This window comes from Anaeromassilibacillus sp. SJQ-5 (assembly GCF_054108045.1).
This window is the reverse complement of record NZ_JBPJWQ010000001.1, coordinates 1,869,204-1,891,027: the sequence shown is the minus strand read 5'-3', so window position 1 is coordinate 1,891,027 and position 21,824 is coordinate 1,869,204. Positions and strand designations below refer to the sequence as shown.

The following is a 21,824-nucleotide window of genomic DNA, read 5'->3' as shown; positions in this document are numbered from 1 at the left end:
TTGTCCTTTCCGGGTTACTCGGGTGTATGTTCCTCTTCCGGCGCGGCCGGCGGATCCTCCTGCGCCGGATACAGACGGTATAAATCGAAGCCATCCGGCGATTCACTGTCGGCCGCCAGGGGCGGTATCTCCATGGCGTTGTCCGGCGCTGCCGCCGGGGGCGCATCCGCTGCGTCGTTGTCCGGTGAAGCCGCCGGGGGTTCTTCGGTCGTTTCTGCGGCGGGACTATCCACCGGCGGGAACGCCTTGTCCAGCTTGGCGCGCATCCGCTTGTCGAACACCCGCATCAGCACCAGATACAGCACGAACAGCAGCACCGCCCCCACTGTGATTACCACGCCGTAAACCAGGCCGGGCGTCATGTAGTCGAAACGAATCACGATGTCCTGGCCAGCCTGACAGGCCACGGCCATGAAGCCGACGTTCACCTTGTAGATGGCTGCTTTTTCCCCGTTCACCGTGGCGGACCAGCCGTCCTCGTAGGGGACGCTGAAGAACACGAGATTATCCTCAGCCAGCGAAATGGTGGCGGTGAAGCCCCGGTTGTCCCGCGCGAAGGAAACGGCGGATTCGGCGCGCCGATCGGCGCAGTCGTCGGCGTATTCGTACTCGGTGAAGCTCTCCGTCGTCTCGTCCATCACGGGCAGCATCCGGCTGACCGCCGGCTCGTCTGCCTTTTCCACCACCAGGGCCTTGAGCAGCGCCAGCTCCCGGCGGCTCTCCGACATGGCGTCGTAGGATTCCCGGGTCATATACTGATCGTAGGTGAAGCCCATGGGAATATAGTTGTCGTTCTCGTAAATCAGAAACCCGTTTTGTTTATCGATGTAACTCCAGCCGGGCATCTTGGTTTCCCCGTCCACCAGGAAGAAGTCGCCGCTGGATTTATATTCCTGATAATCGGGATCCTCGTTGGCGTAGTCGAACAGATATCGGGTGGACAGCAGGCTGCGCACCGCGTAATGCTCCGGCTCTGGCCGGGTGCCCACGCCCCGGGCGATGCCGATGGTGGGGTAGAACTCCATCACCGACCCGGGCACGATGCTGTGGAAGGCGTTGATGGTAGGGATGCCCCAGAACATGGCCTGGTTGTCCATACCCTTGTTCATATCCACCCGATAGAACTGTTCATCCACCGGCAGATGGATTTTATCCCCGCCCTTGATGCCCTGCTCGATGACGAAATGGGAGGTGTAGTTGGAGTTGGCCTTACCCAGACCCAGGAAATACCAGCTGTAGATCAGGGACACGCAGGCGATGACCCCCACGCCCCATTTGTAGAATATCGGCCGGTCGTTGTGGAACAGGGTGACCAGCAGCCACGCCAACACCAGGGAGACCACCGCGATGGCCACATAAATCCAGAAGCGATCCACGTGCTTCATCAGCCCGTAGGTGATTTTGCCGGTCTCCTTGTCCGGGTTCCAGCTCTTGGGCATGAACCCGATGAACAGCGCGAAGGCGGCGGTGATGCCGAAGGTCCAGCCGAAGGCCCGCTTCCATTCCACCGGCTGGCTTTCCGCCTGCTCGAAGCAGGCCACCGTGGCCAGCACCAGGATAAGCACCATCATGTAGTACCACCGGGCGTAATATACCCAGTTGAACAGCTGGAACATGGCATTGAGCCCGGGGATAATCGCGCAGAAGAAGCAGATAATCAGCATCCGCCGCAGCCAGTCGCTGTGCTTGCGTGACTGGAAGTAGGCAATGGCGCCCGAGCAGCCGAATACCGGCAGCCAGGCCGACATGGAGGCCCACTTGTTGTCCGAATCGGGGAAGAAATTCTCCCGGGCCGGGATGTCCTGGGGGAAGAAGAAGGAGTGGATGATGTCGTAGAATCGCTGAGGCTTGTTGTAAATCAGCGCGTCCCAGCCGGCGAGCATGCTGTCTGTCCGCGGGTTCTGTATCACCGCCAGATAGGAGGGGAGGAGGAACACCGCCGCCCCCGCCGTGCCGACGACCGCCTCGAACAGCAGCCACAGGAATTTGGACAGGGAGCAGTCCCAGTCCCCCGAGAACATCCGCACGAACCAGTAAATCAGCAGGAAGAACACCTGGCCGATGAAGAAGTAATAGTTGGACAGGGCGCTGAGAAACACGGTGACGGCGAAAAAGCCCCGCTTGCCGTCCTTCATATACATCTCCAGCGCCAGCAGCATCAGCGGGAAATACACGATGGCCTCATGGAAATGGTTGAAAAAGACGTTGTAAATCGAGAAGCCCGAAAAGGCGTACAGCAGGCCGCCCATCACCGCGAAATCGGGGCGGACGAACCGGCGCAGGTAGGCGTATGCCGTCAGGGAGGACAGGGCGAATTTCAGCATCAGCAGGGGGGCCATCAGATAGGGCACCGCCGCGCTTGGGAAGGGGAGGGTCAGCCAGAAGAAGGGGCTTCCCAGCAGATAAAAGGAATACGAGCCGATGAAGTTGGCCCCCAGGTCGGTGTTCCAGTTCCAGAAGATGTTCCCCGACCGCACCGCGTCGTGGGCCATCCGGTAAAACGGGATTTGCTGCACATTGAAATCTCCGTAATAGATGAACAGGCCCTTGTCGATGATCAGGAAGGGGAGAAACAGCAGAAACGCCATGGCCAACGCGATAAAAAACGCGTGCCACGCGCGGCTCTTGGGCCGCCGTAAAGAATGGGTCAGGGTCATGGGGATACCTCCTCTGTGATGGGGGCGGCCTGAGACTGAGGGGCTTTGCGCAAGCCGTCAGGGAAAGCCAGCCGCCAGGCTTCATACAGGCTGAAGGCGAACACCGCCAGGTTGAGCACCGAAAACACCGCCTGCACCGGGTTGAACCAGTCGTTCCAGGGGGCGGCTGGATCGTTTATCGTGTTGTTGCGGATAAGCAGCATGAACTGGTTGACGAAGGTGATGCCCGACAGGGCCCCGAAGATGCCCAGCCACCGTCCCCGGCCGGTATAGGCGTACAGTACCAGCGCGAAGGGCAGCACCGCCATCTGGTACCGCTCGTGCATCCGGGTGGTCAGCATGAAAATCCCCTGCATCAGCACAAAGCAGCCCAGCCACAGGCCGTTTTCCCGCACCCCCCGCCACAGCAGGAACACCGTCAGCGCGAGAACCGCCAGCATCAGCAGGGTGCTCAGATGGTTGTAGGTGAAGCCCCCCACGTCGAAGCCCAGCGCGGCGTCCGGGTGCCCGAAGAAAATCGATTTGGAATCGTGCACCCAGTTCATGTTGCCGATGCCGTACAGATTATAGGTATTCAGGGCCACATAGGGATATTTGCCAAGCCCCCCGAAATACACCTCGAAGGGGGTCAGCAGCGCTTCCCAGCCCCGGGCGCCGGCGCTGCCGATGATAAAGGGAACGAAGGCGGCCACCCCCGTGGCCAGCGCCGCCAGAACCCCCAGCAGCGCCTTTTCCAGCTTGTGGCGGTACAGCAGCACCACAAACAGCACCGGCGTGAAATACAGCGCCTGCATCTTGGTCAGGGCCGTCACCGCGAACAGGACAGAGCCGAGGATGGGCCTGTCCGCGTCCACCAGGTAGAAGGCCAGCAGCAACAGGCAGAGCATCATCCCGTCCGTCTGGCCCCAGCAGGCGGAATTGAAGATGGACGACGGGTTGAGCGCCCACAGGGCGGCGGCCAGCACCCCCATCCCCTCGCTCTTTTTCCGGCACAGAAGATACAGCATTCCCGCCGCCAGCACATCGAACAGGATAGGGAAGAACTTCATCGCCAGCATGTCGAACATCTTATAATCCGCCAGGGGCAGCGCGCCGTACAGCTTGCCGACGATAAAGAGGAACACCAGATAAACCGGCGGATAATCCAGGGCGTATTTCCCGTCCGTCATGCGGGAATAGCAGTCGAAAAAGCCGTTTTGCAGTTCCAGCGCCCAGGTCTTGTACCAGTTGACGTCGAACGTGTTGTAGTACAGCATTCCGATGCACAGCCGCGTCAGGAACGCGAAAGCCAGCAGACAGACCACCCACTGCACCGCCTGCCGCCGGGATATGTTCAAGGCCTCCACCCGTCCGCCTCCTTTATGTATAAAGCTTTTTCCAGTATACCAAAGTTTCGAGGGAAAATAAAGGGCTTTCCTGTCAGTTTTGTTGAGTTTTTCTTGCCGCTTTGGTATACTGAACGCAGAAGCCGCTATAAGAATACCAGCGGCCGGAAAGGAATGTCCCGCCATGACGCCACGCACACCGAAGTTTTACGCCGTGCTCTCCCGGATGAAATACATCACCCGCTGGGCCCTGATGCGCAATACCCGCCCGGAAAATATCTGCGAACATTCCCAGGACGTGGCCGTGCTGGCCCATGCCCTGGCCCTGCTGACCAACCGCCGTTTCGGCGGCCGGGTGGATGCCTCCCGCTGCGTCCTTATCGCTCTGTATCACGACACGCCCGAGATTTTTACCGGCGATCTGCCCACGCCTGTGAAGTATTATAACCCCGCCATCCGGGACGCCTATAAGCAGGTGGAGGACGTGGCGGCGGATAAGCTCCTCAGCCTGCTGCCCGCGGATCTGCGGGAGGACTACGCCCCCCTGCTCCGCCCGGGGGACGAATGGGCGCAGGAAAAACGGATCGTCAAGGCGGCGGACAAGCTGGCGGCCCTGATCAAATGTGTGGAGGAGCTGGGCCAGGGGAACAGCGAATTTGCCTCCGCCCGCGCCGCCACCGAGGCGTCGATCCGGGCCATGGGCCTGCCCGCCGCCGACTGCTTCCTGGAGGAATTCCTCCCCGCCTTTTCCCTGACGCTGGACGAACAGGACGCGTAAATCGGCGCGCCGTCTGCAACATTTTAAGGGGAAAGCCCCACTATATAAAGGAGAGGGGCCGCCAAACGGCAGGGCGTATGTATGTACAGTGTTCCGCTTGGCGGAAAATGTTGCATATCCGCCAAATATTTTGGTGTCGGCCAATATATAGGGGGTGCCGATATGAACGAACCCATTCGTCCATCCAAACGCCGCCGATGGTGGATGGCCGTCGCGGCGGCGGTAGCCGCCTGCGGCGTGACCGCGGGGGTGCTGCTGGCACGCCCACGCCTGTCCGTCCAGGCGGAGAACCTGCTGCGGGACGTGACGCCCGCCGCGTCCGCCGCCCAGCCTTTCAGCGAGGGGTTCCGCGCCGCCGCCGCCGACTTCAGCATGCGGCTGCTGCGCGAACAGGCCGGGGGGACGGAAAACCGGCTGCTGTCTCCCGTGTCCCTGTACCTGACGCTGTCCATGCTGGCCGAGGGCACCCAGGGGCAGACCCGGGAGGAGCTGGACGCCCTGCTGGGCGCGCCGGAGGAACGGGGGGCCATGTGCGCCTGGCTGCTGGATAATTGGACGGTGAAGAAGGCGGGCAGGGTCACGCTGGCCAACTCCTTATGGATCGACGAGGGGCTGGAAATCCGGCCGGCCTTCCTGCAGGCAAACGCCGACCGCTATCGGGCGGCGGCCTATCGGGCCGATTTGCAGGCGCCCCAGGCCCTGAAGGACATCAACGCCTGGGTGGATTACCAGACCGAAGGCCGGATTCCCCGGGCGCTGGACAGCTTGGATCCTGCCATCGAGCTATGTCTCCTCAGCACGGTGCTGTTCGATATGAAATGGGAGGAGCCCTACGAGAAGAAGAATGTGCGTTCCCACGTCTTTCAGGCCGCCGACGGGGCGTTTTCCACGGAGTTTCTGTTTTCGGTCGAGACGGCCTATCTGGAAAATGAATGGGTCACCGGTTTCAAACGGCCCTATCAGGGCGGCCGTTTCAGCTTCGTCGGGCTGCTGCCCCGGGAGGGGATCCGCCTGGAGGACGCGGCGCGGGCCCTGACCGGAGAGACGTGGCTCGCCCTGCTCGACGGCGCGGCAGGGAGCGTGCAGGCCGGGATCCCCAGCTTCTCCTATGCGGACGAGGCGGATTTCCGTCCGCCGCTGAACCGCCTGGGGGTGAGGGCCGCCTTCTTCCCCGCCGAGGACGATTTCGCCCCCATGGGCGGGCCCGGCCTGTTCCTCAGCGATATCCGGCAGAAAACCTGTATCGAGCTGAACGCTCACGGCACCAAGGCTGCGGCCTTTTCCTTCGCCGCTATCTGCAAAAATGCCGGCCCCGGCGGGGACTATCAGGTGATTCTCGACCGCCCCTTTCTCTATGCCATCGTGGACAATGCCTCCAACCTGCCCTTGTTTGCGGGGCAGCTGACCCGTCCGGTAAAAGATTCTGTATAAATTAGGAAATTCCTGCCAAAGCTGTCCACAGGCCCCCGGACAAACCGGGGCCGGATACTTTGGCAGGAGGTTTTTTTCTTGAAACAAATTGCCGCTGTCTGCGCCGCCGCGGCGCTGTATATTTTCACGGTTTTTGCCAGCGCACGCGTGCAGGCGCAGCCGGCCGTCCAGGTCGACGCGCCGGAAACGCCGCCGGCCCATACGGAATCGGCGCCCCTATCGACGGGCGCTTCCACCACCACCGCCGCCACGGTGCCCGCAACGACGCGGCCGTCTGCGCCGTCTGCCACCGCCCCGCCGGCTGTACCGTCGGCGGACGCCTGGTATCTCTCGTCCATTCCTCTGTCCCGGGATTTGCAGCGGTTCACCTATGAGCTGTGCGAACGCCTGGAAATTTCGTATCCCCTGGTGCTTGGCGTGATGAAGGTGGAAAGCGATTTTCGCACCGGCGCCCTGCGGAAAGGGGAGGGGGCCGACATGGTGGGGATCATGCAGATAAACAGCCGGTACCTCGCCAGCCATTATAAGCGGTATGGGGTGACCGACGCCTACACCCCCCGGGACAATATCACCATCGGGGTGAACATGCTGGCCGAAAGCATCGGCAAAAACGGCGTGCATTATGGGCTGATGGAATACAACATGGGGATTGTGAACATGAGGAAAAAGCGGGACGCGGGCGTCACGACCACCAGCTACACCCGCAAGGTGACAGCCGCCGCCGCGGGGTATGAGCAGGAGCTGAAGAAGCAGGGCTTCTCTATATAATAGGGTAACACAAGGCGGGGAACCGGTAGGCGTACCGGTTCCCCGCCTTGTTATAGCTCTTCGGGTGGTAGATAGGCGCCGTATCCCTCCGCCTCCATCTCTTCCAGGGGGATGAAGCGGAGAGCCGCGCTATTGATGCAATAGCGCCGGCCGCCCGTCTCGGCAGGGCCGTCCTCGAACACATGGCCGAGGTGGGCGCCGCCGGTGCGGCTGCGCACCTCCGTGCGCTGCAAACCGAAGCTTCTATCCGGCCGCTCCTCCAGCAGGCTGCTGCCGATGGGCCGGGAGAAGCTGGGCCAACCACAGCCCGCGTCGAATTTCTCCGCCGAGGTAAACAACGGCTCGCCGGTGGTGACGTCCACGTAAATGCCACGGCGGTGCTCCGCATGGTAGGCGTTGCGGAAGGCCGGCTCTGTCGCGCCGCTTTGGGTCACCTGGAACTGTAGCGGGGTCAGCTGCGCCTTGAGCTCCTCCGCGGATTTGCGCCGGTAGCCGCCCCGGCGGGCCGCCCGCTCAAAGGCCGCCTTGCCGATATGGCAGTAACCGCCCGGATTCTTGTCCAGATACCTCTGGTGGTATGCTTCCGCCGGCCAGAAATTCTGGAGGGGCTGGGCCTCCACCACCAGCGGCCGGCGATGCCGCTTCTGCTGCTTGTCCAGCGCCTGCTCGATAAGCGGCGCGTCCTCCGGCGCGGTAAAGTAGATGCCCGTGCGGTATTGGGTGCCCCGGTCGGGTCCCTGCCGGTTGACCGCCGTGGGATCGATCGCCTGAAAAAAGAGATCCAGCAGCGCGGGGAGGGGGAGAGCCACCTCGTCGTACTGTACCCGCACGGTTTCGGCGTGCCCCGTCGTTCCGGTGCAGACCTCCTCATAGCGTGGGCTCTCCGTGCTGCCGTTGGCGTAGCCGACCAGGGTGTCGGTGACGCCCCCGATGCCGCCCAGGTATTTTTCCAATCCCCAAAAACAGCCGCCCGCCAGATAGATTTCTTTCATACGAAAAGCCTCCCGCCCATATGCTGTGTGTGGTTCCCATATTACCATGCCCCGCGCAGAAGAATTTACCAAGGAAGAAAAAATTCCCTTTTTTTAAAAAAAGGTCTTGACAAAACCGAGTGGTGCGTGTATAGTGATTATTGTAATCAATACAAAAAAGAAATCATTACAGAAAAGAGAGGTGGATATGACAGGCCCCATTACCAAATCGGTTCAGGAAATCGCCGCGGCTCTTACCGAAAAAGGACTGCGGCCCACGCAGCAACGGATTGCCATATATGATTACCTGCTGCGTCATCCCACCCATCCGACGGTGGATACTATTTACCGGGCGGTTCTCGAGCGGTTTCCCACCTTTTCCCGCACCACCATTTACAACAGCCTGCACGCGCTTGTGGATGCAGGGCTTATCCGGACGGTTACCATCGATCCGGAGGAACAACGGTTTGACGGAAATGCCGCCGACCACGCACATTTTAAATGCTGCGGCTGCGGTTCTATCTACGATTTCGACCTGGATGACCAGGCCGTGCAGAGCATCTGCCCGCCGGGGTTCCAGGTGCAGGTACAGGATGTGTATTTCAGCGGCCTGTGTCCTGCCTGCCAACCGGCTTCTTTGTCCCACTGACCGGCGTCGGCCGGAACATATAAGAATGAAATTTTGGAGGTAACAGTTATGAAAAAGTTTGTTTGTCTGATCTGCGGATACGTGCACACCGGGGACGCCGCCCCCGCCGCCTGCCCGGTTTGCGGCGCTGGCCCCGACCAGTTTAAAGAGATGGGTGCCGCTGAGGCTCCCGCCGCTGCCGCTGCGCCGGCCGCTGCCGCCGGCGAGCGGGTCTGGGCCGACGAGCACCGGGTGGGCGTGGCTCAGGGCCTGGATGCCGAGGTCGTCGAAATGCTGCGCGCCAACTTCACCGGCGAATGCTCCGAGGTGGGCATGTACCTGGCCATGGCCCGCGTCGCTCACCGCGAGGGCTATCCCGAAATCGGCCTGTACTGGGAAAAGGCCGCTTATGAAGAAGCGGAGCACGCCGCCAAGTTCGCGGAGCTGCTCGGCGAAGTGGTGACCGACAGCACGAAGAAGAATCTGGCGATGCGCGTGGAGGCCGAATGCGGCGCCACCGAAGGCAAAATGCAGCTGGCCAAGAAGGCGAAAGCTCTCAACTATGACGCTATCCACGACACCGTCCACGAGATGGCCAAGGACGAGGCCCGCCACGGCAAAGCCTTCGAGGGTCTGCTGAACCGGTATTTCGGTTAATTTTTCTCACAAAACCAGAAAGCGCCCCCGCCGCAGGAGTGTCTGCAGCGGGGGCGCTTGCGCGTTCGGAAAGAACAGGGCAGTTTTCAGGAGTTTTTCAACATGACGCTTTCCACGTCGTTGGCCACGTGCTCACAGGCGTCGCAGCATTTTTCCATGCGGTCGAAAATTTCCCGCCAAACGCTCAGCTCGATGGGATCGGTCGAGGACAAATACAGCTTGCGCACCGCGCGGGTATACAGTGCGTCGCCTTCCTCCTCAAGCCGGTTGATTTCCACGATGTTTTCGTAAATAGAATCGGATTTGCGGAAGTGGCGGAATTCCTTGAGCGTGTCCTTGAGCACCTCGCAGCAGCGGACGATGACGTCGGCGAATTCCAGCGCTTCCTCCCGGATGGCCGCCACGTTGAACATGTAGGTGCGGATGAGCACGTCCTCGATGGCGTCGGTAACGTCGTCGATTTCCTGGATCAGCAGGATGATGTCCTCCCGCTCAATGGGGGTGATGAACGCCCGCATCAGCTCAGACATGGTGTCGTGCTTGGAGATGTCGGCGTTATGCTCGATGACGTGCATCTCCTCCATGCGGGCCTGCAAGGTGTTGGGATCGAAGTTTTCCAGATTGGTTTTCAGCAGCTCCGCCGCTTTGCAGGAAAACTTGACGCCTCGTACCATCATTTCAAAATAGTCGCATTCTTTCTTGGCCTTTTTTTCTTTCTTACCCATTTTGAAATCCGCCTTTCTGATTGGTTAAACGCTTGCGCTTTCTATTAAAACAGCCGCATGAACAGCCACGCCATGAGGAAGCCGATAAGCCCGCAGCCCGGGAAGGTGAGCACCCAGGTGAGCACCATCTCCTTGACGACGCTCCATTTGACGGCGGAAAGCCGCTTGGCGGCGCCCACGCCCATGATCGCTGTGGTTTTTGTGTGGGTGGTGCTCACGGGAATGCCGCCGGTAAAGAAGGAGACGAGCAGGCAGGCGGAAGCGGCCAAATCGGCGGCGAAGCCCTGGTATTTTTCCAGCTTGACCATGTCCATGCCCACCGCCTTGATGATGCGGTAGCCGCCCACGGAGGTACCGACGGCCATCACCAGGGAGCACAATATCATCAGCCAGAGGGGCAGCGTGAATTGTGCGGCATCGCCGTTCCCGCTGGCCAGAAAGACTCCCAGCATAAACACACCCATGAATTTTTGACCGTCCTGGGCACCGTGCATAAACGCCATGGCGGCGGCGCCGCCAATCTGCGCCCCCCGGAAAAAGCGGGTGGTTTTCCGGCGGTCCATGCCGCGGCAGAGAAGAGCGGTCAGCTTAGCGGCCGCCCAGCCGAAGGCAAAACCAAGGAAGGTCGACAGGGCGAGACCGTACAGCACCTTGACCCATTCAGCGCCGTTGATGCCGCCGAGACCGCCGTGCAGCGCGATGGCCGCGCCGGACAGGCCGGCGATCAGGGCGTGGCTTTCGCTGGTGGGAATGCCGAAATACCAAGCGGCCACGGCCCACAGCACAATGGCGAACAGTGCGGCGCACAGGGCGACGGAGGCCTCGTGGGAATTGCCACGGAAGTCCACCATGTTGTAGATGGTCTGCGCGACGGAGGCGTTGATCAGCGTCATGACCAGCACCCCGAGGAAGTTGCAGCCCGCCGCCATTAAAATGGCGGCGCGGGGGCCCATGGAACGGGTGGAAACGCAGGTGGCAATGGCATTGGGGGCATCCGTCCAGCCGTTGACAAAAATGACGCCCAAGGTGAGAAGCACCGTCAGAATCAACATGGGGTTCGAGACCAGGCTGGATAAAAAGTCCTGCAGTGACAACGTCATGTCCTTTGCTCCTTTACCGTCCGCATACGATTTCACAAACCGTCTTTCAGTATACACGCTTCCGCCGCGAATGAAAAGAGTTTTTTCCGCATTTCTTCGCATTTAAAAGAAAAAACAGGGGCTTGGCAGACGACCGTTTCGCCTATATAATGAAAGAAACGAATTTTTTAAACGAAAAGGAGGGCTGCCTGCATGAAACGGATTGGGCGCGGGCTGCGTCACGGACTGTTCCTGCTTCCCGCCATCATAGCCGCGCTGCTGTATGTGTGGCTGCCCTATGTCCCGCAGCTGACGGAGAAGGTCTTTTCCCGGGGAATATTCCGCGCGGTTTCGGTGCCGCTGGGAGGGCTTGTGGCCGTTCTGCCCTTTTCCCTGACCGAGTGCTTGGTGGTGCTGGCGCTGCCGCTGGCCGTCACGCTGGGAATCCTGCTGGCAAGGCGGCTGCGCCGGACGGAAGCGAAGGGGCGGGTGCTGGCCCGCGCGGGAAAGGGGCTGGGCTGGGTTCTGTCCTCTGTGCTGCTGCTGTACATGGTGATGCACGGCGCGAATTTTTACCGGCTGCCCGTTTCGGAGCTGATGGGGCTGGACACCAGCATCCAGTCTCCCGCATATCTCCAGCGCGTGTGCATCGATCTGGCGCAGAAGGCATCGGCGGAGCGGGAGCTGCTGGAGGAGAATGAGGACGGGTATACCAAGCTGTCGGTGTCCAAGGCGGAAATTCTGCGGCTGGCCGACAACGGCTACCGCAAGCTGGATGATACGTATCCCTATCTGTGGGGCGGCGTCTGGCGGACAAAGCCGGTGCTGCTGTCGCATTGGTGGTCGTATACGGGGATAACCGGCATGTATTTTCCGTTTTTTGCGGAGGCGAACGTCAATATTGACGTGCCGGACAGCGATATTCCGGCCACGGCGGCCCATGAGCTGGCCCACACCCGCGGCTTTGCCAAGGAGGACGACTGCAATTTCTTCGCTTATCTGACGGCCACCCACAGCGATTCGGCGGATTTCCGCTATTCCGGCTATATGCTGGCGTACATCTATTGCTCCAACGCGCTGTACGATTACGATACCGACATGTGGGGGGCCGTGCGGCAGCACTGTTCCAAGGGGATGCTGCGGGATTTGGGACAGCGCAACGCCTACTGGAAGCAGTTTGAGGGCAAGACGCAGGAGATTTCCAGCTCGATCAACAACAGCTTCCTCACCTCCCAGGGGGAGGAGGAAGGCGTGTTCAGCTATGACCGGGTGGTGCAGCTAATAGTGGGCTATTATCGCAGCGAGGGACTCGTGCCTCTTACATAAACATACGGCAGGCGGACATACTACTCCTAAAATCTGTATTAGGAGGAAAGGTATGGATACTGCCATAGCCATTGTGGGGATTTTGCTGGGGTTGGTGTTTTGCCTGTGCGGCTATGCGGCGCATCGGCTATGGTGCGCCTGTAATGGGATGCTGCTGGGCGTTTCGGTCGGTTCCCTGCTGGGAATGCAGCTGCAAAGCCCGGTGTTCATGGTTGTGTGCGGCGCGCTGCTGGGACTCGGGCTGGCCGTTGTCTTTTTCCGCTTCGAGCGGATAGGCTCCGCCGTCAGTCTGGCGGTCACGGGGTTTGCCTGCGGGCTGCTGATACTGCGCAGCTTTGACAGCACGGCGTGGCCGTGGGCGCTGTTGGCGGCGGGCGTCGGCGCCGGTGTGTCCTGGCTGCGGCCTCGCCCGGCGGCGCTGACCGGTCTGGCGCTCAGCGGTTCGCTGCTGCTGGTGATGTCCCTGTTCGGCGTCTTTACGAAGCGCTATTGGTTTGTATACGATCCGGCGACGCCTTTGGCGGCGGGGGAGACGGCGGTTTTTCTCTTCTTCAGCGTCCTGCTGATGGCGGCGGCCGGGCTGGCCCTGCAGGTGGGGCTGCTCAGGCGCCGGGACGCTGGGGAACAGGCGGCGCGGACGCCTGATAACGGCACACCGAAAAAGAGCGGATAAGTGAAAAAACGAAGCGGCAAGTATTGACAACCCCGAGGAAAGATGCTATCATATTGTCCGTCACTTGACACGGAGAGGTGTCCGAGCGGTTTATGGAGCTGGTCTTGAAAACCAGTGACTCGAAAGAGCCAAGGGTTCGAATCCCTTCCTCTCCGCCAACATGTTTCTGATGCCAAGAGACAGGCTACGTGAATAGAAGGATGGAGCGAATTTATGCTGCGTGCGGTCATCGTGGGATTCGGAAATATTGGGCACGCTGTTCTGGAAGCCTTGCTTGCAAGCGCTGATTTTGAAGCGGCCGGCGTGGTCAGCCGTAGTCTCGCTGTCGGCGCTCTCGGCGATATTCCGGTGGTACGGGATATTGAGGCGCTGCCGAAGCCGGATGTGGCCATCCTTTGCTCCCCCAGCCGCGCGGTTCCAGATTTGGCGGCATCCCTCCTGGAAAAAGGGATCTGCACGGTGGACAGCTACGACATCCATTCATCGATTTATGAAGTCCGACAGAGGCTGGACGCGGTGGCGAAAGCCCACGGTGCGGCGGCCGTTATGTCCGCCGGATGGGATCCTGGCACCGACTCGATGGTGCGGGCCCTGCTGGAGGCTATGGCGCCCAAGGGGATTACCTATACCAACTTCGGCCCTGGCATGAGTATGGGGCATACGGTGGCGGTCAAGGCGATTCCCGGCGTGAAAAACGCGTTATCCATGACCATTCCGCTGGGAACCGGTATCCATCGCCGCATGGTGTATGTGGAACTAGCGGAGGGCTATGCTTTCGCGGATGTGGCCGCGGCTATCAAGAATGATGACTATTTCAAGCACGATGAAACCCATGTCATCCAGGTGCCGGATGTCGACGCGCTTAAAGACATGGGTCACGGCGTCGACCTGGTGCGCAAGGGCGTTTCTGGCAGCACGCACAGCCAGCGCATGGGCTTCACGATGGAGATTAATAACCCCGCCCTGACTGGACAGATTCTGGTGGCTGCCGCCCGCGCGGTGAAAAAGCAGGCGCCCGGGTGCTATACCATGATTGAGATTCCGCCGATTGATTTGCTGGAAGGCAGCACGGAGGAGCTCATCCGCCGGCTGGTATGAGCCGTTAACCGAATAGGATATCCGGTTGCTCACCGCAACCGGTGACCATATGGAGAAGTACTCAAGTTGGTGACGAGGCGCCCCTGCTAAGGGCGTAGGTCGGGTAACCGGCGCGAGGGTTCGAGTCCCTCCTTCTCCGCCATATAATCCTGACACTTTAGATGCAGGAGCAAAAAACCCTGATTATATCAGGGTTTTTTCGCATCTATAGGCCGAAATTTCGACGTACCGTTCCATGGATGCATTTGGCCCCTTTTCCCGATGTGGAGAGACTCGAACTCCCGCGTTTTACAGAAAATGGAATACATAGCCCATGTGACCGTGAAAACGGATACAAGGGCAAAAATAATAGCTGCCCGCAGTTTTTGAACGAAAGCTGCGGGCTTTTTTCATGCCAAGGGAAAGGAGAAAGCCACATGCAGTTCATGGAAAGCGAACGGGATCAAGCGTACGAGCGGATGATGCAGCTGCCGCCGAGAAGGAGAAAAGCGGAAGCTCAGTTCTACCGCGGAAGAGGCCATCGGGAGTGCTTCGAGAGGGAGGAGAAGAAGCTGGGAGGAGGCTCTCCGAAGCTGCGGGCCGCCTTGTATCTGCTGACGGCGGACAGCCGGCTGTGGGCGGCAGCCCGGCCGGCGGTGAGCAAAACGGGTATCGATTTTGCCGCCATCCGTCCGAAAGATATCAGCACCGAGGCGTACGTTCTGTACCGTGCCGCCCAGGATATCTACGAGGGCACCCGATATATCGGCGCAGCGGAACTGGTGGACAGGAAGCTGGCGTCCGGCAGGATGTTCCGCCTCATTTGTCGTGCCATGGAACTGGCCCGGATGAACCAGTAACGGGAAAGGAAGGCAATGACCATGCCAAACAACGTGACCAATGTGGTCATTTTTCACGGGGATGAACAGAGAATCCGCGAAATTCTGGAGGCCATCCAGATGGAGGATATCGGCCCCGGCAGTATCGACTTCGATAAGGTGATCCTCATGCCGCCCAGCCTGAATATCGAGTGCGGAAGCCGGACGGAGCAGGGCCTCAAGCTCTATACAAGCTTTGTCAAGCAGTTCCTTGCGGAGGTCGAGGCCGGCGGTTCGACTTCCGGGAACCGTCAGTTGTCGGAACAATATCATAAGCTGCGCGAAGACGAGGCATTCCGTCTGGGCGAGCAAGCGTACCACAATCTGCAGGAATACGGCCATGCCACATGGTACAGCTGGTCGAACGAGCACTGGGCTACCAAGTGGAACGCGTATGGGTTTGAGTACCTCGGAGAGCCGGAGGCTGGTACTGTCCGTTTTTACACGGCATGGGCGCCGCCGCATCCCGTCCTGGAAAAACTGGCGGAGCGATATCCGGAGATTGGGTTCACGCATCGATGGGCGGACGAGGACATCGAGCGAAACTGCGGCGAGCGTGAATACAAGCCGGGCGGGCAAATGGAGGAGTATATCCCCCTGAACGAAAGTAAAGAGGCGTATGAACTGGCAGCGGATATCCAGAGAAGCGATCTGTCGGAGTACGGGCTCTTCCTGACGGAGAATGGGGATGGCTATGAATACCGGGAAGAGGAGGAACAGGACATCACCATAGGCTAGAGAGAACAAACAACAAGACCGATATCAACCGTACCAAACGGGAGATATCGGTTTTTCGTTTGGGACGGCTGATCTCGGCGGAGAGCGAGGTGGATATCCATCAACAGTCCCATCACATGGATAGGGAGCAAGAAGATATTACGCGATCGCATTCTGGCGCGGTTTCCGGTGAGGGTGGAGCGGTATATCGAGGTGTTCGGTGGGGGCGGCTGGGTGCTGTTCCACAAGGAGCCGTCGCCCTTTGAGGTGTTCAACGACTTCAATGCCGACCTGGTGAACCTGTACCGGTGTATCCGGGACAAGCCGGAGAAGCTGATACAGAGGCTGGAGTACACGCTCAACGCCCGGGAGGATTTTGAGCATATCCGGAAACTGCTGAAAAGCAAGGCGGAGCTGACGGACATACAGCGCGCCGCCGGATACTACCAGCTGATCCGCCAGAGTTATGCCTCCACACTGGACAGCTTCGGCGGGCAGCCGACAGGAATGTGGGCGACCTTCCCGGTCATCCGGCAGGCGGCGGAACGGCTCCAGCGTGTGGTCATCGACAACCGGGATTTCGAGAAGGTGATCGGCCAGTACGACCGGGAGAACAGCCTGTTCTACTGCGACCCGCCGTACTGGAGCACCGAGGATTATTATGAGAATGTGGTGTTTGGCAGGGAAGATCATCAGCGGCTGGCGGATTGCCTGCTGGGGATACAGGGGCGGTTCCTGCTGTCCTACAACTACTGCGACGAGATCGTAGCACTCTACAAACGGCCGGGGATTTGGCTGGAAGAGTTGATGCGGCCGCACAGCATGGCGCACCGGTTTGAGCCGGGTGCGGAGTTCCGGGAACTGCTGATATCCAACTACGACACCACCGAGAAATACCGCCAGCAATGGCAGGACACCCTGTTTGGACTGGCGGGAGAAATGACAGTCCTGTCGGAAAGGAAGTTTTTATGAAAGCAAAGATGATGAATATCGCCATTCCGGTAGAGGTGCTGGAGGAAAGCGGGCTCGACCTGTCTGCGGTGCTGGAACTGGAGGCGGGGGAGGGCGCCCTCGTCATCCGCAACGCGACGGGGATGGAAAGCTTCGTGTGCGACGGGGAGTGCGAAGACTGCCCGTTTATGGTGGACGACTGTGACGGGAACTGTGACGATTGCCCCTGTCAGTCGGCCTGTGACCGGGTGAATGGGGAGGGTATCGATGAGTGAACGGACGCTCCGGGTGCTGGGAAAACGAGGGCGGATTACGGTGCCACTGGAGCTGCGGAAGGCCATCGGGCTGGCATACAACGACGTGGTGAGCTTCCGGCTGGAGGGGGATACGGTGCGGATGAAGCGGGAGAAACTCTGTGACAACTGCCGGGAAACGCTCCCGCTGCAGGAGTTTCTCGATGGGCTGAGCCCGGAGGAGCAGCGGCAGGCGCTGATCCATCTGTCGGTTCGCTGGGCCGAAAAGGAGGGACAATAATGGAAGAGAGGAGCCCGAAGCTTTCGGTGAAAGTACGGAATCTGTACAATGGGGAGCACGGCAAGCTGCGGGCCGTGTTGAGCGTGACCATCGGCGGGGCGTACGCCATTCATGGTTTGAAGCTGTACGAAACGGAGAAGGGCGGGCTGTTCCTGTCCATGCCCAGCCAGTCGTATGAGGCGGATGGAGAAACGAAGTACACGCAGATATTCCACCCCATCACGGCGCGCGGACGGGAATATCTCGAGAAGGCGGCGCATCTGGCCTACCACATGGCCTTGGAGAGCCAGAAGCAGGAAGAACGGCTGGGGATGGAGCTGCAGCCGTAAGGGCCGGTTGAAAAAGTGCTGGACTTATGCGAAGAGTTGGGTATACTGTTTGGCTTGAAGGGAGGCGTCGGCATGAAGAGACGCGGAATATGGCTGCTGGCGGGAATTGCGCTGTGTTTGACCGCCTGTCACAAGGCAGTGGAGCCAATAGCCCATTTTTCTGAGGGCAGCCAGTACGCAACACATCTGACCACGGAACCCCCGGAGAGTGTCTGGAATACTGCCATGTCTTCTGCGACGATATGGAAAAGCACCTCACAATCTCATTTGCAGGAAACTGCGGCGGTTACAGGGACTGCCCCCTCCAAGGCTTCCAGTACGGAAATCACCGCTCCGACTAAGGCTAAAAGCACGAACAGTAAGGCCGTGGCGGGTAGTTCCACCCCAGCCAAAACGAGCCTTTGCACTATGAGTACGACGTCAACACTCGTTCAGCCGACACAGACCGATCCATGGACATATCCGTATGATATCGCGGTGATGGAAGCGGAATGCCGGACCTATGCGGAGAGTCTGGAATGGGTGTGGAAGGATTCGCTGACGCTTACCAACAGCAGTTGGAATGGGAACGTCAGCACATACCCATTCACAAAATATCCGGATGAAGTGACACGCACTCTAAAAGACTCTGTATTTGAAATGATTGCGTTGGAGAGGAACTACTATCATGGCTTAAAGACGAACATGCGCATATATTTTCAGCCGCATGAGGACTCCTATGGGGACTATCTCATATACTCTTTAACGGACTGAGAGGAGAAGACAAATGCATATCAAGAGACTGTGGGCGGCGCTGTGCGCTGCCCTTTTTCTGTTAGGGGCCGTCCCGATGACTGTCGGGGCGGCTTCGTCATATCTGGAAGCGGGAGACAAGACGTATTTCAAAACCCGGCAAGCGCTGCGGGGCGGCACCGGCGAGGGATACGTCAGTTCTCTGGGAACCCGGGTCAATCTGATGTGGTTTGACCAGTCGCCCACCAACTCCTATATCGACAAGTACGATCTGGCACCGCAGTATGACGGCAAGGTCTGGGCCTACTGTATCCATCATGGAGTTGCGTATGGGCATCCTTTCCGACGAACAGAGGATCTCACAAAGAGCAATTACTGGAGGGATTTAGGAGCAATAGCTCAATATGGCCTGAAGCTGACTACGCTCTATGGCTTTCCGGCCCGGACGCCGGCGGAGCTGGGGGTGAGGGCCATTGACGACGCGGTGGCGGCCACTCAGGCGGTGCTGTGGGAATACCAGCAGGGATACCGTACAAACGCGGTTACGCTTGGTAACGACGCCGAGTACAGGGCCTTCATCAAAGGGACTCCGGCGGAACCGGCCTACCACAAGATTTTGGAGGGGATCCGGAACCATACTACAGCCGCGGGCTTTGCAGATTCCACGCTGGTGCTCAAGCCCCAGAGCGACGGTCGTTACGCTGTAACCGTAACCGATACCAAGGGGACGCTGGCGGGCTTTTCCGTGACAGCAAGCGACAGCCGGGTGACAGCGAAAATCAATGGGAACACCTTGACACTCTCCAGTACGGAGGCGATTGAGGGGAACATCACCCTGACGTTCCAGCGGATTCTGCCGCCGCTGCCCAGGCATGGCGTATTTGTCGCGGTGGGGCGGAACGCCGAGGAACAGGAGATTATGACCGGCGTCGCGGAGGATCCGTTCTTCTTTCGTGCGACGGCGCGGGTCGAGGCCAGAGGGACCATGCAGATCCGGAAGGTCTCTGAGGACGGCAAGGTGGACGGGATTTCGTTCCTTGTATCCGGAAACGGGTTGAACGACACGTTTGTGACAGCAAACGGCGGGAGGCTGGAAATCCCGAATCTGCTGGCGGGTGAATACACCGTGACTGAACAGGTGGACGGCGCCTACGAGCCTCAGAAATCCCAGATGGTGACGGTGGTTCCCGGTCAGACGACAACCGTCACGTTCAGCAACACACTGAAGCGGGGCGGCCTGCGGGTGGTGAAGACCAGCGAGGATAACTGGCTGGAGGGGCACACGTTCCGCTTGTCCGGCACATCGCTTTCGGGCGACAGGGTGGAGGTATATGCGAAAACCAACAGCGCTGGTGTCGCCGAGTTCCGGGATGTCCTGGTTTCTGGAAACGCGCCTTACGTGCTGGAGGAGGTCGATACCGATGAGCGGTATGTGGTTCCCTCCGCGCAGAATGTCCTCGTGGAGTGGAACAAGGTGACGGACAAAACCGTGGTCAACCGGCTCAAGAAATGGAGCCTGACGGTGAGCAAGGTGGACGCGGAAACCGGCACGGCGCAAGGAGAGGGGAGCCTGGCCGGAGCACAATATGGTTTGTACCGTCATGGCCTGCTGCAGAAGGTGTATACCACAGACGCTAGTGGGCGGTTCACCACCGACTGGTATCCTTGCGGCGCTGGCTGGTCGCTGCAGGAAATTGCCCCCAGTTTGGGGTACCAGCTGGACACAAAGGAATACCAGCTGGGCGTGGAGCCAGGCCAATACACGATGGAATACAATGGGGAGGCGCTGACTGTCCGGGAATCGGTCATTCAGGGCCGCGTCGCCATCCTGAAGCACAACGACGATGGCAGCACACAAATTGAAACACCGGAGGTCGGCGCGGAATTCGAGGTGTTTTTCAAGGCTGCCGGAAGCTATGAGCAGGCTAAAGAAAGCGAACGGGACAGGCTGGTGACCGACGAGAATGGATATGCCGTCAGCAAGTGGCTGCCCGCTGGGGTGTATACGGTCAAACAGACAAAAGGCCGGGAGGGCACAGAGCGACTCCCGGCCTTTGACGTGCATATCAGCGAGCAGGGGAAGGTGTACCGCTACCTCATCAACAACGCTTCGTTTGAATCTCAGCTGGAAGTGGTGAAAAAGGACGCGGAAACGGGAAAAATCATTCCGCTGTCCGGATTCGGCTTTAAAATTCGCGACATCGAAACTGGAAAGTATATCACCCAGCACATCACCTACCCGGAGCCGATGGAGCTGGACACTTTTTACACGGCTTCCACCGGCCGTCTGATGCTGCCGGAGCCGCTGAAAGCGGGCCGGTATGAGCTGGTAGAGGTGCAGTCCGTACCGGGCTATGTCTTGGATGGGACGCCGGTGTCGTTCACCATCGATGGCAGCCGACAAGTGGTGACGGTGGAGAAAGCGAATATCCCGCAGAAGGGCGTGATTCTCCTTGAAAAGACCGGCGAGGTATTCTGGAGCGTGGAGGAGACGGCCGGAGTATACCAGCCGGTGTACCGGGAGCAGAGCCTGGCTGGAGCCGTCTTCGAGCTGATTGCAGACGAGGATATCTATACGCCGGACGGCACGCTGCGGGCGGCAAAGGACACGGTGGTGGATACCCTTGTCACCACGGGAGAAGGCGGGAAAAGCAAGGCGTTATATCTGGGGCAGTACCGGCTGGTGGAGAAGCAGGCGCCGGAGGGCATGGTGTTGGAGTCCACGCCCCATATGGTAAAGCTGGAATACGCCGGGCAGGAGGCAGCGGTGACGGAGACCGTCATCGCCCTGACCAACCAACGGCAGAGGGTGCAGATTGAGATGCAAAAGCTGCTGGAACAGGATGAGCGGTTTCAGTTGTTCGGGGATATCCGCAAGGTATCCTTTGGGCTGTATGCGGCGAAGGATTTGGAGGCGTCAGACGGCAGCGTCATCCCCAAGGACGGTCTGCTGGAGGTGGTGGCCTGCAAGGAAGACGGTACGGCGACATTCCAAACCGACCTGCCGTTCGGCTCTTTTTATCTCAAGGAGATCTCCACCGACGAGCATTACCAGCTCAGTGATAAGGCATATCCCATCGAGTTCACCTATGCCGGACAGGAAACCGGGGTGGTTCATCTGGGGGCTAATGAGGGCCAGCCCATTGAAAACCACCTCATCCGTGGCAGCGTTTTGGGCCACAAGGTGGACGAAAATGGCCAAGCGGCGCCTGGCGCGGTGATGGGATTGTTCCAGGCAGACGAGACGGAATTTACCGAGGATACGGCGCTGCTAATCAGCGTAAGCAACGAGCACGGAGAGTTCCGCTTCGACGGCATCCCGTTTGGAGACTGGCTGGTGCGGGAAATCCGGCAGCCGGAGGGGTTCTTGCTCAGTGAAACCCTCTACCCGGTGACTATAGCGGAACAGAACCATGTGGTAGAAATCAACGTGGAGAATATTCACATCCCACCCGCGCCGGTGAATCCGCCCACCGGGGAAGAACGCCGGTGGCGGAACCTGGTGATGGGTTTGGCCGCGGTGGCGGTGGGCGGCGCCGTCGCCCTGTTCATCATAAAGAAGAAAAAGGGTTGAGGCGGTTCGTGAAT

At 59.4% G+C, this 21,824-nt stretch carries 21 protein-coding genes and 2 tRNA genes; 18 read left to right on the top strand and 5 right to left on the bottom strand.

What is annotated here, in order from left to right:
* Positions 1-14: 14 nt before the first annotated feature.
* Positions 15-2,657, bottom strand: coding sequence for a YfhO family protein (locus ACSAMM_RS08110; RefSeq protein WP_178722143.1), 2,643 nt, complete (start codon positions 2,655-2,657; stop codon positions 15-17).
* Complete coding sequence (locus ACSAMM_RS08105; RefSeq protein ID WP_457790951.1) at positions 2,654-3,994, bottom strand: hypothetical protein; 1,341 nt, start codon at positions 3,992-3,994, stop codon at positions 2,654-2,656. The genes ACSAMM_RS08110 and ACSAMM_RS08105 overlap by 4 nt, the downstream gene beginning before the upstream one ends.
* A gap of 172 nt (positions 3,995-4,166) precedes the next feature.
* Here ACSAMM_RS08105 and yfbR point away from each other — a divergent pair, with 172 nt between their 5' ends.
* From yfbR to ACSAMM_RS08090, 3 genes are all read left to right on the top strand, one after another.
* Positions 4,167-4,760: a 5'-deoxynucleotidase gene (yfbR, locus tag ACSAMM_RS08100; protein ID WP_178722139.1), complete on the top strand. Its 594-nt coding sequence runs from the start codon at positions 4,167-4,169 to the stop codon at positions 4,758-4,760.
* Between the two features lie 162 nt (positions 4,761-4,922).
* On the top strand, positions 4,923-6,191 hold the full coding sequence (locus ACSAMM_RS08095) for a serpin family protein (RefSeq protein ID WP_178722137.1): 1,269 nt from the start codon (positions 4,923-4,925) through the stop codon (positions 6,189-6,191).
* 78 nt (positions 6,192-6,269) lie between these two features.
* Entirely contained in the window at positions 6,270-6,959 is a 690-nt protein-coding gene (locus tag ACSAMM_RS08090; RefSeq protein ID WP_178722135.1) for a transglycosylase SLT domain-containing protein, read from the top strand.
* 50 nt (positions 6,960-7,009) lie between these two features.
* On the opposite strand, the gene msrB is transcribed toward ACSAMM_RS08090, so the two are convergent.
* Positions 7,010-7,951, bottom strand: a complete 942-nt coding sequence (msrB, locus tag ACSAMM_RS08085; RefSeq protein WP_457790948.1) for a peptide-methionine (R)-S-oxide reductase MsrB — start codon at positions 7,949-7,951, stop codon at positions 7,010-7,012.
* 187 nt (positions 7,952-8,138) lie between these two features.
* Between msrB and ACSAMM_RS08080 the strand changes: the two genes are divergently transcribed.
* Both ACSAMM_RS08080 and ACSAMM_RS08075 read left to right on the top strand, forming a co-directional pair.
* Positions 8,139-8,579, top strand: a complete 441-nt coding sequence (locus tag ACSAMM_RS08080) for a Fur family transcriptional regulator (RefSeq protein ID WP_457790946.1) — start codon at positions 8,139-8,141, stop codon at positions 8,577-8,579.
* Between the two features lie 48 nt (positions 8,580-8,627).
* Positions 8,628-9,215: an NADH peroxidase gene (locus ACSAMM_RS08075; RefSeq protein ID WP_457790944.1), complete on the top strand. Its 588-nt coding sequence runs from the start codon at positions 8,628-8,630 to the stop codon at positions 9,213-9,215.
* An 86-nt stretch (positions 9,216-9,301) separates the two neighbouring features.
* Here ACSAMM_RS08075 and ACSAMM_RS08070 read toward each other — a convergent pair whose 3' ends face one another.
* Positions 9,302-9,940: a DUF47 domain-containing protein gene (locus ACSAMM_RS08070; protein WP_457790942.1), complete on the bottom strand. Its 639-nt coding sequence runs from the start codon at positions 9,938-9,940 to the stop codon at positions 9,302-9,304.
* A gap of 44 nt (positions 9,941-9,984) precedes the next feature.
* Positions 9,985-11,040 carry an anion permease gene (locus ACSAMM_RS08065; protein WP_457790940.1) on the bottom strand — a complete coding sequence of 352 codons (1,056 nt, stop codon included), beginning with the start codon at positions 11,038-11,040 and terminating at the stop codon, positions 9,985-9,987.
* Between the two features lie 192 nt (positions 11,041-11,232).
* Here ACSAMM_RS08065 and ACSAMM_RS08060 point away from each other — a divergent pair, with 192 nt between their 5' ends.
* The 13 genes from ACSAMM_RS08060 to ACSAMM_RS08000 all read left to right on the top strand — a co-directional run bounded on the left by ACSAMM_RS08060 (position 11,233) and on the right by ACSAMM_RS08000 (position 21,810).
* The gene (locus ACSAMM_RS08060) at positions 11,233-12,345 is read left to right on the top strand and encodes a DUF3810 domain-containing protein (RefSeq protein ID WP_457790939.1); all 1,113 of its coding nucleotides are present in this window, start codon (positions 11,233-11,235) and stop codon (positions 12,343-12,345) included.
* Positions 12,346-12,397: 52 nt separating this feature from the next.
* A complete protein-coding gene (locus ACSAMM_RS08055; protein WP_457790937.1) occupies positions 12,398-13,018 on the top strand; it encodes a hypothetical protein in 621 nt (206 codons plus the stop codon).
* Positions 13,019-13,089: 71 nt separating this feature from the next.
* Positions 13,090-13,176: transfer RNA gene (locus ACSAMM_RS08050), tRNA-Ser, on the top strand.
* Positions 13,177-13,231: 55 nt separating this feature from the next.
* The gene (locus ACSAMM_RS08045) at positions 13,232-14,116 is read left to right on the top strand and encodes a diaminopimelate dehydrogenase (protein WP_457790935.1); all 885 of its coding nucleotides are present in this window, start codon (positions 13,232-13,234) and stop codon (positions 14,114-14,116) included.
* Positions 14,117-14,167: 51 nt separating this feature from the next.
* Positions 14,168-14,258, top strand: a tRNA-Ser gene (locus ACSAMM_RS08040).
* Between the two features lie 274 nt (positions 14,259-14,532).
* Positions 14,533-14,955, top strand: a complete 423-nt coding sequence (locus ACSAMM_RS08035; protein WP_457790934.1) for a hypothetical protein — start codon at positions 14,533-14,535, stop codon at positions 14,953-14,955.
* 21 nt (positions 14,956-14,976) lie between these two features.
* Complete coding sequence (locus tag ACSAMM_RS08030) at positions 14,977-15,711, top strand: DUF1281 family ferredoxin-like fold protein (RefSeq protein WP_457790932.1); 735 nt, start codon at positions 14,977-14,979, stop codon at positions 15,709-15,711.
* Positions 15,712-15,804: 93 nt separating this feature from the next.
* A complete protein-coding gene (locus tag ACSAMM_RS08025; RefSeq protein ID WP_457792167.1) occupies positions 15,805-16,662 on the top strand; it encodes a DNA adenine methylase in 858 nt (285 codons plus the stop codon).
* Positions 16,659-16,916 carry a hypothetical protein gene (locus tag ACSAMM_RS08020; RefSeq protein ID WP_457790930.1) on the top strand — a complete coding sequence of 86 codons (258 nt, stop codon included), beginning with the start codon at positions 16,659-16,661 and terminating at the stop codon, positions 16,914-16,916. Before ACSAMM_RS08025 ends, ACSAMM_RS08020 begins: the two co-directional genes overlap by 4 nt.
* On the top strand, positions 16,909-17,175 hold the full coding sequence (locus ACSAMM_RS08015; RefSeq protein ID WP_457790928.1) for an AbrB/MazE/SpoVT family DNA-binding domain-containing protein: 267 nt from the start codon (positions 16,909-16,911) through the stop codon (positions 17,173-17,175). The genes ACSAMM_RS08020 and ACSAMM_RS08015 overlap by 8 nt, the downstream gene beginning before the upstream one ends.
* Positions 17,175-17,504 (top strand): septation protein SpoVG family protein, encoded by a 330-nt coding sequence (locus tag ACSAMM_RS08010; protein WP_457790927.1) that lies wholly within the window; start codon positions 17,175-17,177, stop codon positions 17,502-17,504. The genes ACSAMM_RS08015 and ACSAMM_RS08010 overlap by 1 nt, the downstream gene beginning before the upstream one ends.
* A 72-nt stretch (positions 17,505-17,576) precedes the next feature.
* Positions 17,577-18,257, top strand: a complete 681-nt coding sequence (locus tag ACSAMM_RS08005) for a hypothetical protein (protein WP_457790925.1) — start codon at positions 17,577-17,579, stop codon at positions 18,255-18,257.
* A gap of 13 nt (positions 18,258-18,270) precedes the next feature.
* Positions 18,271-21,810, top strand: coding sequence for a SpaA isopeptide-forming pilin-related protein (locus ACSAMM_RS08000; protein ID WP_457790923.1), 3,540 nt, complete (start codon positions 18,271-18,273; stop codon positions 21,808-21,810).
* Positions 21,811-21,824: the final 14 nt, after the last annotated feature.

Coding starts and splice junctions, on each gene's coding strand:
- ACSAMM_RS08110 (WP_178722143.1), bottom strand. CDS start 2,657: ATGACCCTGACCCATTCTTTACGGCGGCCCAAGAGCCGCGCGTGGCAC.
- yfbR (WP_178722139.1), top strand. CDS start 4,167: ATGACGCCACGCACACCGAAGTTTTACGCCGTGCTCTCCCGGATGAAA.
- ACSAMM_RS08095 (WP_178722137.1), top strand. CDS start 4,923: ATGAACGAACCCATTCGTCCATCCAAACGCCGCCGATGGTGGATGGCC.
- msrB (WP_457790948.1), bottom strand. CDS start 7,951: ATGAAAGAAATCTATCTGGCGGGCGGCTGTTTTTGGGGATTGGAAAAA.
- ACSAMM_RS08080 (WP_457790946.1), top strand. CDS start 8,139: ATGACAGGCCCCATTACCAAATCGGTTCAGGAAATCGCCGCGGCTCTT.
- ACSAMM_RS08075 (WP_457790944.1), top strand. CDS start 8,628: ATGAAAAAGTTTGTTTGTCTGATCTGCGGATACGTGCACACCGGGGAC.
- ACSAMM_RS08070 (WP_457790942.1), bottom strand. CDS start 9,940: ATGGGTAAGAAAGAAAAAAAGGCCAAGAAAGAATGCGACTATTTTGAA.
- ACSAMM_RS08065 (WP_457790940.1), bottom strand. CDS start 11,040: ATGACGTTGTCACTGCAGGACTTTTTATCCAGCCTGGTCTCGAACCCC.
- ACSAMM_RS08060 (WP_457790939.1), top strand. CDS start 11,233: ATGAAACGGATTGGGCGCGGGCTGCGTCACGGACTGTTCCTGCTTCCC.
- ACSAMM_RS08055 (WP_457790937.1), top strand. CDS start 12,398: ATGGATACTGCCATAGCCATTGTGGGGATTTTGCTGGGGTTGGTGTTT.
- ACSAMM_RS08045 (WP_457790935.1), top strand. CDS start 13,232: ATGCTGCGTGCGGTCATCGTGGGATTCGGAAATATTGGGCACGCTGTT.
- ACSAMM_RS08035 (WP_457790934.1), top strand. CDS start 14,533: ATGCAGTTCATGGAAAGCGAACGGGATCAAGCGTACGAGCGGATGATG.
- ACSAMM_RS08030 (WP_457790932.1), top strand. CDS start 14,977: ATGCCAAACAACGTGACCAATGTGGTCATTTTTCACGGGGATGAACAG.
- ACSAMM_RS08020 (WP_457790930.1), top strand. CDS start 16,659: ATGAAAGCAAAGATGATGAATATCGCCATTCCGGTAGAGGTGCTGGAG.
- ACSAMM_RS08015 (WP_457790928.1), top strand. CDS start 16,909: ATGAGTGAACGGACGCTCCGGGTGCTGGGAAAACGAGGGCGGATTACG.
- ACSAMM_RS08010 (WP_457790927.1), top strand. CDS start 17,175: ATGGAAGAGAGGAGCCCGAAGCTTTCGGTGAAAGTACGGAATCTGTAC.
- ACSAMM_RS08005 (WP_457790925.1), top strand. CDS start 17,577: ATGAAGAGACGCGGAATATGGCTGCTGGCGGGAATTGCGCTGTGTTTG.
- ACSAMM_RS08000 (WP_457790923.1), top strand. CDS start 18,271: ATGCATATCAAGAGACTGTGGGCGGCGCTGTGCGCTGCCCTTTTTCTG.